The organism is Gillisia sp. Hel_I_86, from assembly GCF_007827275.1.
In the GTDB taxonomy this organism is placed as follows: domain Bacteria; phylum Bacteroidota; class Bacteroidia; order Flavobacteriales; family Flavobacteriaceae; genus Gillisia.
This window is the reverse complement of sequence record NZ_VISE01000001.1, coordinates 3,014,787-3,027,823: the sequence shown is the minus strand read 5'-3', so window position 1 is coordinate 3,027,823 and position 13,037 is coordinate 3,014,787. Positions and strand designations below refer to the sequence as shown.

At 37.1% G+C, this 13,037-nt stretch carries 12 protein-coding genes and 1 other RNA gene; 9 read left to right on the top strand and 4 right to left on the bottom strand.

Annotated elements, in window-relative coordinates; translation table 11 throughout:
* Window positions 1-104 precede the first annotated feature (104 nt).
* Both JM83_RS13675 and JM83_RS13670 read left to right on the top strand, forming a co-directional pair.
* Window positions 105-1,814 (top strand): sodium:solute symporter, encoded by a 1,710-nt coding sequence (locus JM83_RS13675; protein ID WP_144962730.1) that lies wholly within the window; start codon window positions 105-107, stop codon window positions 1,812-1,814.
* Window positions 1,804-2,781, top strand: a complete 978-nt coding sequence (locus tag JM83_RS13670; RefSeq protein ID WP_144962729.1) for a Gfo/Idh/MocA family protein — start codon at window positions 1,804-1,806, stop codon at window positions 2,779-2,781. The genes JM83_RS13675 and JM83_RS13670 overlap by 11 nt, the downstream gene beginning before the upstream one ends.
* A 648-nt stretch (window positions 2,782-3,429) precedes the next feature.
* Here the strand turns inward: JM83_RS13670 and JM83_RS13665 are convergent.
* Entirely contained in the window at window positions 3,430-4,272 is an 843-nt protein-coding gene (locus JM83_RS13665) for a DUF2911 domain-containing protein (protein WP_144962728.1), read from the bottom strand.
* Between the two features lie 304 nt (window positions 4,273-4,576).
* On the opposite strand from JM83_RS13665, the gene JM83_RS13655 reads away from it, so the two are divergent.
* Together JM83_RS13655 and JM83_RS13650 are read left to right on the top strand one after the other, a co-directional pair.
* Entirely contained in the window at window positions 4,577-4,678 is a 102-nt protein-coding gene (locus JM83_RS13655) for a hypothetical protein (protein WP_261376470.1), read from the top strand.
* Window positions 4,678-5,982 (top strand): cryptochrome/photolyase family protein, encoded by a 1,305-nt coding sequence (locus tag JM83_RS13650; protein WP_144962727.1) that lies wholly within the window; start codon window positions 4,678-4,680, stop codon window positions 5,980-5,982. Before JM83_RS13655 ends, JM83_RS13650 begins: the two co-directional genes overlap by 1 nt.
* Here the strand turns inward: JM83_RS13650 and kdsB are convergent, their stop codons facing one another.
* On the bottom strand, window positions 5,983-6,735 hold the full coding sequence (gene kdsB / locus JM83_RS13645) for a 3-deoxy-manno-octulosonate cytidylyltransferase (RefSeq protein ID WP_144962726.1): 753 nt from the start codon (window positions 6,733-6,735) through the stop codon (window positions 5,983-5,985).
* Window positions 6,736-6,824: 89 nt separating this feature from the next.
* Complete coding sequence (locus JM83_RS13640) at window positions 6,825-8,261, bottom strand: ATP-dependent RecD-like DNA helicase (RefSeq protein ID WP_186435000.1); 1,437 nt, start codon at window positions 8,259-8,261, stop codon at window positions 6,825-6,827.
* A 113-nt stretch (window positions 8,262-8,374) separates the two neighbouring features.
* On the opposite strand from JM83_RS13640, the gene JM83_RS13635 reads away from it, so the two are divergent.
* Genes JM83_RS13635 through JM83_RS13620 form a run of 4 tightly spaced genes read left to right on the top strand, consistent with a single transcriptional unit; the run spans window position 8,375 to window position 10,758 of the window.
* The gene (locus tag JM83_RS13635) at window positions 8,375-9,034 is read left to right on the top strand and encodes a hypothetical protein (RefSeq protein ID WP_144962725.1); all 660 of its coding nucleotides are present in this window, start codon (window positions 8,375-8,377) and stop codon (window positions 9,032-9,034) included.
* A 16-nt stretch (window positions 9,035-9,050) separates the two neighbouring features.
* A complete protein-coding gene (locus JM83_RS13630; protein WP_261376469.1) occupies window positions 9,051-9,845 on the top strand; it encodes a DUF3822 family protein in 795 nt (264 codons plus the stop codon).
* On the top strand, window positions 9,836-10,384 hold the full coding sequence (locus JM83_RS13625; RefSeq protein ID WP_144962723.1) for an RsmD family RNA methyltransferase: 549 nt from the start codon (window positions 9,836-9,838) through the stop codon (window positions 10,382-10,384). Before JM83_RS13630 ends, JM83_RS13625 begins: the two co-directional genes overlap by 10 nt.
* Window positions 10,381-10,758: an STAS/SEC14 domain-containing protein gene (locus JM83_RS13620; protein WP_144962722.1), complete on the top strand. Its 378-nt coding sequence runs from the start codon at window positions 10,381-10,383 to the stop codon at window positions 10,756-10,758. Before JM83_RS13625 ends, JM83_RS13620 begins: the two co-directional genes overlap by 4 nt.
* Here the strand turns inward: JM83_RS13620 and rnpB are convergent.
* Window positions 10,748-11,058: RNase P RNA component class A (rnpB, locus tag JM83_RS13615), an RNA gene on the bottom strand. The two genes, JM83_RS13620 and rnpB, sit on opposite strands and share 11 nt — an antisense overlap.
* 149 nt (window positions 11,059-11,207) lie before the next feature.
* Here rnpB and JM83_RS13610 point away from each other — a divergent pair.
* Entirely contained in the window at window positions 11,208-13,037 is a 1,830-nt protein-coding gene (locus JM83_RS13610; protein ID WP_144962721.1) for a DNA polymerase III subunit gamma/tau, read from the top strand.

The following is a 13,037-nucleotide window of genomic DNA, read 5'->3' as shown; positions in this document are numbered from 1 at the left end:
AACTCCTAAAAAATATATTTGGAAAAAATCATATACTATAGTACTTCTAGCAAATTTGGCATATATAATCTTGTTCTATTTTTTAATGAACCTATTCTCCTAATATGCAATTAATAGATTGGATCATTTTAATAGGAACCCTAGCGTTTATAGTTATTTATGGGGTCTACAAAACAAAGGGGAGCCACAGCGTAAAAGATTATATTGGGGGCGGGAAGGATTCCCAATGGTGGACTATCGGACTTTCTGTTATGGCAACCCAGGCAAGCGCGATTACATTTTTATCTACCCCAGGCCAAGCCTATCACGATGGGATGGGTTTTGTTCAATTCTATTTTGGTTTGCCAATTGCCATGGTAATAATATGCATGGTATTTATTCCCATTTATCATAGGTTAAAGGTTTATACCGCTTACGAATTTTTGGAATCCAGATTCGATCTTAAAACCAGGACTTTAACGGCATTGTTGTTTTTAATTCAGCGGGGACTATCTGCCGGAATCACCATTTTTGCACCGGCTATTATTTTATCGGCAGTCTTGGGATGGAACCTTACAACACTCAACATTATTATTGGGGTGTTGGTTATTATCTATACCGTTTCTGGTGGCACCAAGGCAGTTAATGTTACCCAAAAGCAGCAAATGGCAGTAATCTTTGCCGGGATGTTCGCTGCATTTTTCTTGATAATTCAATACCTACCTGCAGATATAAGTTTCTCCAATGCGTTGGATATTGCCGGAGCCAGCGGAAAGCTCGATATTTTGGATTTTTCATTCGATCTGGATAATAGATACACGGTTTGGAGCGGAGTGATTGGTGGGAGTTTTCTAGCCTTATCTTATTTTGGAACAGATCAAAGTCAGGTGCAGCGTTATTTAACCGGGAGATCGGTACGGGAAATGCAATTGGGACTTATCTTCAATGGAATCCTAAAAGTGCCAATGCAATTCTTCATTCTTTTGGTGGGGGTTATGGTATTTGTGTTCTATCAATTCAATCTGGCACCCTTAAATTTTAATCCGGCAGCTCAAAAAGCGGTGTTGGAGTCTGAATATTCGGAAGAGTACCGGCAATTGATGGTTAAGAATGAGGATATTCAGCAAAAAAGAAAAGAAACCAGTATACGTTTTGGCAATGGCCTGGAGACCGTTTCCGCAAGAGAACTCAACCAATATAAAACCGAACTTTTAGAACTCGACTCCCTAGAAGAAGCCAATCGGGAAGAAGCAAAAGCCATGATAAGCAACGTAAGCGAGGATTTGGAAACAAATGACAAAGATTATGTGTTTATCCATTTTATTCTGAACAACCTGCCAAGAGGCCTCATAGGGCTGCTACTAGCAGTAATACTATCGGCAGCGATGTCCTCCACCGCTTCAGAATTGAATGCTTTGGCTTCCACCACCACCATAGATCTTTATAAAAGAAATGTTTCTAAGGAGAAATCTGATGAACATTATGTGAAAATGTCCAAGTGGTTCACTTTGGGCTGGGGCTTGTTGGCCATACTTTTTGCCAGTTTTGCCAGTTTGTTCGACAATCTCATTCAGTTGGTGAATATTATTGGCTCTATTTTCTACGGAAATGTACTGGGAATATTCTTGCTGGCATTCTTTATAAAACATGTAAACAGCAATGCAGTGTTTATTGCCGCCCTTATTACCCAGGCTTTAATTATTTTAATCTACAAATTAGGGGTACTCCCTTATTTGTGGCTTAATCTAGTGGGATGTGCTTTGGTTATGTTGCTAGCACTTGTCCTGCAGAGCGTAATTCATTCACCAGATAAACTTAAAAACAATGCAGACTAAAACTTATAATTGGGGAATACTGGGTGCAGGGAAAATTGCCAAAAAATTTTCCGAAGATCTCTTATCGGTACCAGGAGCAAATCTTTACGCAGTGGCAAGTAGATCGCTAAATAAAGCTGAAGAATTTGCTGAAAATTTAAACATTGCAGTTTCTTACGGGAGTTATTTAGAACTGGTTGAAGACGAAAAAGTAGATATTGTTTATATAGCTACTCCACATACATTTCATTTCGAGCATTCCCTACTGTGTCTTCAGCATAAAAAAGCAGTACTCTGCGAAAAACCTTTAGGGATAAATTTAGATCAAGTAGAAACCATGATCACCGAGGCTCGAAAAGAGAAGGTGTTTTTAATGGAGGCTTTGTGGACCCAATTTCTTCCACATTTTAATTATGTTCTAGACTTGGTCGAATCCAAGAAATATGGAGAACTAGTAGGTCTCGAAGCAGATTTTGGATTTAACGCCCCCTTCGATCCAGAAAAACGCATTTACAATAAAAAACTTGGCGGGGGGAGCTTGATGGATGTGGGTATCTATCCTGTATTCTTGGCTTTAAGCTTATTAGGAAAACCTCGAGAGATAAAAGCGAACGCAAAAATCGGAAAAACGGGCGTGGATGAAAATTGCACTATCGAATTTTCTTACTCCAATGGTGTAAAGGCTCATCTTTACAGTGCTATAGATGAAACTACTCCAACCATGGCCACTTTAAAATTTGAAGAGGCAGAGGTAGTTTTAAATACCAGATTTCATGAACCTTCCTCTATAACAATCCAGTTGGATGGGAATGAAGAAACCATCGAATTTCCGGTAACTACTCATGGCTATAATTTTGAGGCAACACATCTTCAAACTATGCTAGCAGAGGGCAAAAAAGAAAGCACTAAAATGACTTTCGCCAAAAGCCTCGATCTAATTGAATTATTGGATGCAATTAGAAAAGAAATTGGTTTGGTTTATCAATAAAGTTATATCCATTTTTCGATCGCTATACCGGCCTTCCGATGAAGGAGGAACCTCAAAGCAAATGTATGGCTTCATTGAGATCCTTCAATTTGTTTCACTTCTTTCAGAATGACAAAAAACGCTGTACTGTCATTCCGACGAAGGAGGAATCTCTAGGATAGTAATAAACAGTATTATTACAACATAGGAGATCCTTCAATTCGCTGTGCTACTTTCAGAATGATCAATTAGATCTTGATAATTATCGTGACAGAACGACATTTAAATACTAAGTTATGGTTGGGAAGCAATAGAAGGCTTCTCGTCTACGCTACCATTGACGTGTTTTTATTTATTTGTGAATCCAAGACCCTGAAACCAGTTCAGGGTGACGATGCGCAATTGTCGTCATGCTGAACTTGTTTCAGCATCCCATCAGCTTATATAAAAAACACGTCAATTTCCTACGCTGGATAATTTTTTTATCACGGATCTCGAAATGACATTGTAGTACCAACTTGTTATCCTGACGGAGGAAGGATCTATTTTTAAAAACATGATTGCTGTTTCTTAGAGATCCTTCAATCCGCTGTGCTACTTTTAGGATGACAAACATATAAATTAAAAAAGCCTGCTTTTCAGCAGGCTCTTTAATGTGGTAATTTAAAATTACATAGCGCCCCATTCTTTTAGAGAGTCCTTGTTCATTTTAACATAATCTGCATTTTTAGCTTTTTCTGCCATCGCCAATGATTTTTGTGCACTGGAAATAGCTTCCTTTTTCATACCTAGTTCAGCTTCGATAAGTGATCTTTTTCTCCACATCCAGAAGGCATCTTCCTGCATTGCAGTTGCTTTCTTGATCCATTCATGCGCTTTTTTAAGATCTTTCCCACTTTCCTGATAAAAACTAGCTGCCGCAAAAAAATCGTTGGCTCCCGGACCATTCATAACTTTTTCTATGCTTGCCATGGTCTTGGCATCTGTTGGTACTGTAAATGGCAAAGAAGCTGCGGTATTGGACCATACAAAATCCAAAACGGCACCATCATTCTTAATTTCATTTACGAAGATCCCAAAAGATTCCATAGAGAAAGGCATGGATTCTACCTTTGCCGTTGCTTTTAAAGCCACTTTAGCTTCATCCCATTCTTGTGGAACTCCCGAATTGTTGGCATCCTTGTAAAACACTACTTCCCAAGAATCTTTATTTGGAATTGTATATATAGCATAAGTTCCTTTTGCCAGCTTCTTTCCTCCAATTTCTACATCATCACTAAAAGTGATTTTTGTGTTTGCATTGGCTCCTGTTCGCCATACTTTCCCAAAAGGAACCAGGCTTCCAAAGATTTCACGACCACGAACTGCCGGACGGGAATATTCCAAGGTTACATCTGTAAGACCTACTTTTTGCTCAATTTTTGCCAAAGGACTTGGTTGAGGGGCTTCAATTTGTGCAGAGGCTCCTAATGAGATTAATCCTGCGCACATGAATAAAAAAACTTTTTTCATAATATTTAGTTTGTTGATTTTTTCAAAGATACGCATTCCAATGTTTCTAAACCTTTACCAACAAAGAGATCAAAATTAAACTTTGTTTAACAATAATCATTTTAAGCTAAACAATTAATACCCTAAATTTGTCCCGAAATTAAAAACCATGAAATTCCACACTTTACATACCACATCGAAGTTGCCCATTTCAGCAAATGAAGCTTGGGAATTTTTACCTGATCCCAAAAATTACTCTCCAATGATGAAAAACGAGTAAAAATGGGAGAACGCCATCCTGTAAAAAGAGCTGGGACTCCAGAAGATGGCAAATGCAGTAGATTTTTTACTATCCGAACAAAGCAGTTGGATGACAGGGCAAATACTAGGAATAGACGGAGGAGTTTCCACTTTAAATGTACATTGATGAATAAAAAAATATCGATATTTTGGTTTCGAAGAGATCTTAGGTTAGATGATAATGTTGGATTGTTGGAGGCTTTAAAAGGTGATTTTCCAGTGCTTCCCATTTTTATTTTCGACACTGAGATCTTGGAGGATCTTCCTAAAAATGATGCCCGTGTTAGTTTTATATACAATACGCTTCAAAAAATGCGAAAAGAGCTTCAAGCAAAAGGAAGTTCTCTTGCTATGTATTCTGGTAAACCACTAGCTGTTTTCAAGGAGCTTTTTGAGCAGTATGATATTCAGCAAATCTATACAAACAGAGATTATGAGCCTTATGCAAAACAACGGGACGAAGGGATCGACAAATTAGCCAAAACTAATGATTCAGAACTTCTAACCTTTAAAGATCAGGTGATCTTCGAAAAAAATGAAATTGTAAAAAGCAATGGAGATCCCTATATGGTGTATACTCCTTACATGAAATTATGGAAGGCGGAATTCAAAAAAAATGATCTTGAAATAAAATACACTTCCCCATACTTGGATAATCTAATTCAAAATTCAAGGTTGCCCAATTTAAGTCTTAGCGAGCTTGGTTTTGAACCCTCAAGCCAAAAAGTGCCAGATTTCGAGGTCACCCCTAGCCTGATACAAGATTATGAAGCTAAGAGAAATTATCCTGCAAAAGATGCCACTTCCCATATCGGGCCACATCTTAGATTTGGCACTGTGGGGATCCGGAAGATAATGAAAAAGGCTATTTCTGAAAAGAATGAGGTATTCTGGCAAGAACTTATATGGCGAGAGTTTTTTATGCAGATATTATATCACTTTCCCGATACGTCGACGAATGCTTTTAAAAAGAAATATGATCGGATAGCATGGCGGAATAATATAGAAGAATTCGAAAAATGGAAATCGGGAAAAACCGGTTATCCTATGGTGGATGCAGGAATGCGACAATTAAATGAATCTGGTTTTATGCACAATCGAGTGAGGATGTTGGTTGGCAGCTTTCTGTGCAAACACTTGTTAATAGATTGGCGCTGGGGAGAAGCCTACTTTGCTGAAAAATTGTTGGATTATGAAATGTCCTCCAACGTGGGTAATTGGCAATGGGTAGCTGGTAGCGGCGTAGATGCAGCTCCCTATTTTAGGATTTTTAATCCTTCAACTCAAACAAAAGATTACGACAAAGACCTGGAATATATCAAAAAATGGATTCCTGAGTATGGTACAGCAGATTATCCAGAAGAAATAGTGGATCATAAAGAAGCTCGTGAAAGGGCGCTGAGCGTTTATAAAAAGGCCGTTTCAGCATAATTAATCGGAAGGGAATAATTTTCGTGCTTTTTCAAGATCTTCTGGAGTATCTATACCAATGCCTTTAAAATTGGTTTCTACCATTTTTATGCTTTTTCCATACTCCAAATACCTGATACATTCAATTTTTTCAGTAGCTTCCAATTCCAGCATCGGCAAACTGTAAAAGTCCATAAGTGCCTCTTTTCTGAAAGCATATACCCCGATATGTTTGAAATATGTGACTCCAGAGTTGGTATCTCTTGGATAAGGCAGCGGAAACCTGGAGAAATAAAGTGCAAGATTATCCTTATTGGTGATCACCTTCACATTGTTTGGATTGGTGATCTCATCAGAATCCATCATGGGCGTTTTAAGCGATGCCAAATCTATGGTCTTTTCAGGATCGTTAGTAAAAACCCCTAGTAGTTTGCGCAAACTTTCTTCATCTATAAGTGGCTCATCCCCTTGTATATTTACAACGATATCCACATCCATGTTCATTACAACCTCCGCAATCCTATCGCTTCCGCATTCATGTTCTTTAGTGCTCTTGATGCTCTTGCCATTATTGCTTATTATTTCATCGTGAATAAGATCGCTATCGGTCACCACATAAACTTCATCAAATAAATGGGTATTTAGGGCAGCTTCATAGGTTCTTCTAATAACCGTTTTTCCATTAAGATCTTCCATTAATTTTCCCGGAAAGCGGGAAGCTTCAAATCTTGCAGGAATCATTGCTATTATTCGTAATGGCTTGGTATTTTTCATTGTCAAAAATTCTAAATTTATTTGCTCTTTTTATAAAGGATAATCTTGCTAAACATCTCGACTCCGCTCGATGTGACAATAGATTTGTTTTAATTTTCAGTAAAAAAATCGTCTTTAAAGCCTATCAAATAAAGCTTATCACTGGCTCTCGTTACGGCGGTGTAAAGCCATCTAAGATACTCTTTATCCACCCCATTAGGCAAATATGGCTGCTCTATAAAAACAGTATGCCACTGCCCTCCCTGGGATTTATGACAGGTCATTGCATAAGAGAACTTAATTTGAAGCGCATTAAAAAACTTGTTGTTTTTCACCTTTAAGAATTTCTTGTATTTTGAAGTTTCATCTTCATAGTCTTTCATCACTTCTTGATAGAGTCTATTGCTGTCGTCATAAGTTAAAGAAGGCGTATTGCTTTCTAAAGTATCCAAGATCACAACAGTTTCAAAAGGAGCCATTTTTGGATAGTCCACCATTTGCACTTTTACTTCAGCAAAACGAAAGCCGTACAGCTCTTTAATAGCAAATATCTCCAGCACCTTTACAATATCCCCATTGGCTATAAAACCAGCTTCAGAAGAGGGTTTTACCCAAAAATAGTTATTCTTTACCACCATTAAATAATCCCCGGAAGAGATTTCTTCTTCCTGAAACAATATCCTGGCTCGTATTTGCTGGTTGTATTGATTGGCCCGTTTATTAGATCGCACAATGATACTTGTGTCCTCATGACCCAAATTATCATACGAATCCTGAATGGCATCCAAAATCTCATCTCCATCCATTAATCGAACCAGATCTGCCTTTTGAGTCAACTTAAATTTGAAAGATTCATAAAATTCTTCAGCCAAAGCTTCCCGAATTCTTGTAGCATTTAAAAGGATATCACTCTCTTCGCTCTGCCTTACCACTTCATCCAGCTCTATATGGATCACTTCCTTATCATAATCCCGAGCTAAAGACTGCTCCATCAGTGCAGGACTTAAATCTAACTTCACTGGAGGTAATTGGGCGGTATCCCCAATAAATATCAACTGGCAATTTTGCCCGGAATCTACATATTGAATGAGGTCTGAAAGCAATCCTTTATTTTCGAACAACTTGGAATCCAGATCCTCATCTGGGATCATCGATGCTTCATCTACAATAAACACTGCATTCTTATGTCTATTTGGTTGTAATACGAATGTGACCCCGGCTCCACCTGTCTTCTTCGGAAAATAAATTTTCTTATGAATGGTCTGTGCTTCTTGATTGGAATACAACGAAATTACTTTTGCAGCTCTACCTGTTGGAGCCAATAAAATACCCGCTCTTTTTAACTTCCAAAGATTTTTTACTAGGGAACTTATGATGGTAGTTTTACCGGTTCCTGCGAATCCTTTTAGTAAAAACAACGAATTTGGAGTAGGATTTACCACATAAGAAGCTAATTGTTGCAATGCAATATCTTGTTTTGCTTTCGCCTTAAAGCCTAACTCGTTGATTAGCAGATCGTAAAATTTATTGGTAGTAATCGTTTCCATGGGCTATCTTGCAATTCTCAAAGATAGCAATGGATTTTTAGGGCAGAAACTTTTACGAATAAAAAAAAATTGTAGATTTGCGAGGAACTCTAATAACTAAAAAAGTCAACCGCATGAAACTTGTCATTCAATTACTCCTTTGGATTGTGATCATCTTCTTGGGATACATGGTGTTTAACGCAGTGTATGAGCCCATTAAATTCAATAAAGTTAAAGAGAAACGTTACGCTAAAGTAATCGATCGGCTTAAGGATATTCGTGCTGCACAATTGGCACACCAAGAAATCACAGGAAGTTTCGAAAAAGATTTCGACAAATTAGTGAGGTTTATTGATACTGCGGAATATACTTTAACACAAAGAAGGGATTCTACAGTTTTAGATGAAGAATACAAAAAAACTTATGGGGTAGATCAATATAAAGATATTGTGATCGTAGATACTTTAGGTACTGCATCTGTAAAAGATTCTTTATTCAAGAATTCTACTCGTTATAAAGATATGATGAAAGTTCCTGTAGATGGTGTAGATGCCCAATTTACGATGGATGCTGGCACTATCCTTAAAAATGAAATTAAAATCCCTGTATTTGAAGCTAAGGTTGCTAAAAAAGTTGTTTTATTTGACCAAGACAAAGATCTTATCATGACAGAGAATCAAGTAGTTTCTGTAGATGATGTAAATGGTCCATTTATTAGTGTTGGTTCCATGACCGAGGTTAGTACTAGTGGTAATGGATTTGATAACTATGGTGGAGACAAAGACAATTACTAAAAATACTATAAGTAATATGAAAATGTCCATTCAGGTTCGCCTGAATGGATTTTCTTTTTGTATTCTAAATTGCAGCAACAACGAGATAGCTTGGTACAAAAAGATCGATCTTGGCAAAGAGCATAGCCCTATTCAAATTTTAAAGGAAATAGAAAAGCTTTATACCGAAGAAATCAATCTTGAAAATGAATTCCAGGAAGTAATTGTACTTTTCTCCAATAATTTATACACCGTAGTCCCAGGGGCTTTTTTTATCGAAGAAGAAGCTTCAACCTATTTAAAATTCAATACCAAGATCTTAAAAACCGATATCGTAGCACATGATATGTTAGCTCACGATCTGGTAAATGTTTATATCCCGTATACCAATATCAATAATTACTTCTTTGATAAGTATGGAGAATTCGAATTTAAGCATAATATCTCTGTTCTACTTGAAGCGGTTCTGGCAAAAAATAACGAGGGTAAAAATGCGCAGGTTTATTTAAATGATTATTCCGGTTATTATGATCTTGTTATCGTAAAGGACAATAAATTACTGCTGGCAAATACTTTTCAATACGATACTAAAGAAGATTTTATTTATTATTTGCTGTTTACGGCAGAACAATTACAAATAGATCCTTCAGAATTCAACCTTTGGTTATTAGGGGATATTTCAAAAGATTCAGATAACTTCAGCATCGCATATACGTATGTTAAAAATATGGATTTCTTGATCCCAGATTTTAACTTTACTTCCAAATTGGAACAATCCAAAACATTTCATAGAGAAGCTTTTTCTCTTTTAAAAACCCTTACATGCGAATAATATCTGGCCAACATAAAGGAAGAAGAATTACGGCCCCTAAAAAACTGCCCGTAAGACCAACCACCGATATGGCCAAGGAAGGTTTGTTTAATATTTTGAACAACAACTTTCATTTTAATAAATTACACGTATTGGAATTATTCTCAGGTTCTGGAAATATTTCTTACGAGTTTGCCTCTAGGGGTGCGGTTTCTGTAACTTCCGTAGATGAAAATATGGACTGTGTAAAATTCATAAAGAAGACAAGCCTGGAATTGGAAATGGATATCACTCCGATTAAAAGTGATGTTTTTAAATATTTGGAAAGAGCCCCAATAAAAGCAGATATTATTTTTGCAGATCCTCCTTACAATTTCGAAGATAATCAGTTCAAAAATATAGTAGATCTTGTTTTCGACAAAGAACTATTGAATAAAGAGGGCATGCTTATAATCGAGCATTCCAAATATTCAAAGCTTTCTGGTTTTCAAAATTTTGATGTGGACAGAAGGTATGGAAATTCAGTTTTCAGCTTTTTTAAAATCAAAATTAAAGAATGAACAGGCTATTAAAAACAGTTGAATTGAGTTTTACTTCGCTTGAATTTTATGAATGTTGTGTTGTATCTACAATGCACGAAGGGATGGTTTTTAATAAAGATTTATGCCAGATAATGATAGACGTTTGTTTAGAGAACTTCCCCGATACACCATTCATCTATGTTGCAAACAGGAAAAATGACTATAATGTAGTTCCCACCATTTATTTGGGGTTAGGCAATTATCCCAATTTTAAGGGAATTGCAATTGTAGATAAAGTAAAGTCTACTACAGATATGCCACAATTCGAGAAAAAATTCACAAACTATCCTTTTGAAGTTTTTGCTGAGCTGGAAGAAGCATTTAACTGGGCAGAAAACATAATAAAAAAGTAGGCCTATAAGCCGGATTCTGTCTCCCGATCAAGATCGGGATCCTTATCATTTATCTACGATCCTTGTTGCCAAGAACCTCTAGCTGCCTACCCTCCAGCAACGGGCGAGTAACCCTTAAATGCCGGTATACATGGCATTGCACCGCATAGAGTTTACCTGGTTTCACTACAGCTTCACCTGTACATACTTTCTGTTGCACTTGTCCTAATCTCACGATTGGTGGGTGTTACCCACTATGCTGCTCTATGGTGTCCGGACTTTCCTCCACACCGGGGGTGTGGCGATAAGGTAGCCTACTTTGCTGCAAAGGTACTGTAGCATTTTAAATCTAGCATTATCAAAGCACTATAGAATTTCAGAAAAATCGGGTAAATATTATTGATAAAAAACCGGCAATAGGTTTACATCTTCGGGATGGTATTTCTATATTTGTTTTTCAAAATTTATCTATGGAGCATTTTGTTGTATCGGCGCGTAAATATCGCCCACAAACATTTAAAGATGTGGTGGGACAACAAGCTATTACCAACACGCTTTTAAATGCCATAGAACACAATCACTTAGCCCAGGCTCTATTATTTACGGGCCCACGAGGAGTAGGAAAAACCACCTGTGCACGTATCCTTGCCAAAATGATCAATCATGATGGCACTCAACAACCAGATGAGGATTTTGCCTTTAATATTTTTGAACTCGATGCGGCTTCCAATAACTCTGTAGATGATATTCGGAATCTGATAGATCAGGTTAGGATCCCACCGCAGGTTGGAAAATATAAGGTTTATATTATAGATGAAGTGCACATGTTATCTGCTTCAGCTTTTAATGCTTTTTTAAAGACATTGGAAGAACCGCCAAAACATGCCATTTTCATCCTTGCCACTACCGAAAAGCATAAAATTATCCCAACGATCCTTTCCCGTTGCCAGATATTCGATTTTAAAAGGATCACGGTAAAAGATGCGAGAAAATATCTTGGTTACATTGCAGAACAGCAGGGAGTTGAAGCTGAAGAGGAAGCTTTGCACATCATTGCTCAAAAAGCCGATGGTGCCATGCGTGACGCTCTTTCTATTTACGATAGGGTCGTAAGTTTTACCGGTGCAAAACTAACCAGGCAGGCAGTTACAGAAAACCTTAATGTACTGGATTATGAAACGTACCTAAATATTACCCAGCTAATAATAGAAAATGATATCCCACAATTATTGGTAGATTTCAATACCATATTATCTCATGGATTCGATGGCCATCACTTTATATCGGGAATAGCTTCTCATTTTAGGGATCTTTTGGTGTGTAAAGATCAAAAAACAATAGACCTTCTTGAAGTTGGAGAAACCGCCAAGGCGAATTATTTTAAACAATCCCAGCAAACTTCTCATTCCTTTTTATTGAAGGGAATAGAAATGGCCAACGATTGTGATCTTAAATACAAAGCAAGTCGAAATCAGCGGTTGTTGGTGGAATTATGCCTTATGCAGCTTGCCTCTATCAATTTTGATGGAGAAAAAAAAAAGCCTGAGCCATTCATAATTTCTCCAAGTCATTTTAAAAATACCAAAGTTGCTCCTGTTTCAATCCCTACGGAAGCAAAAAAAGTGATTTCCGAAAATGAATTTTCTGAAAATGCGGAAAACTCAGATTCTTCGACAATCATTCCTTCAGAAAAAAAAGAAGGGAAAACTGAAGCTTCTACCAAGATTGAACGAAAAGAAACTTCTTCAGAAAACACAGTTATATCTGCTTCAGAAAAAAAAGAAGATCTAAAAGAACATATTTCAACAAATACTCAAGAAAAAACTGAAGCAACTTCACCTAAAAAAGTTTCTGGACTATCATTAAAAAGTATCAGACAGAAAAAAGAGATCCTTGCCAAAAAACATGGAGAAAAAGCTCCTGTAAGCGAAGTTTTAGATGAGCCTATCAACGAGACCCAATTGCATGCCGCTTGGGATGAATACATACATAGATTAAAGAATAAAGGGGAAAAAATTCTGGCTTCTATCATGGAAACCGATATGCCGAAGCTAACCGGGAAAGTGATTTCTATAGAGTTACCCGCAGATACCATGAAAAATGAATTAGAGAGACATACCCATCCTTTGATGAGCTTTCTAAAAAAGAAACTTCAAAACACACTTATAACACTGGAAATTCATGTGAACGAGCAGGTGGCGAAGAAATATGCATTTACCGATATGGAAAAATTCAATAAGTTGAAAGAGCAAAACCCATTATTGGAAAAGCTCCGTAAAACTTTTGATCTAGATATATAA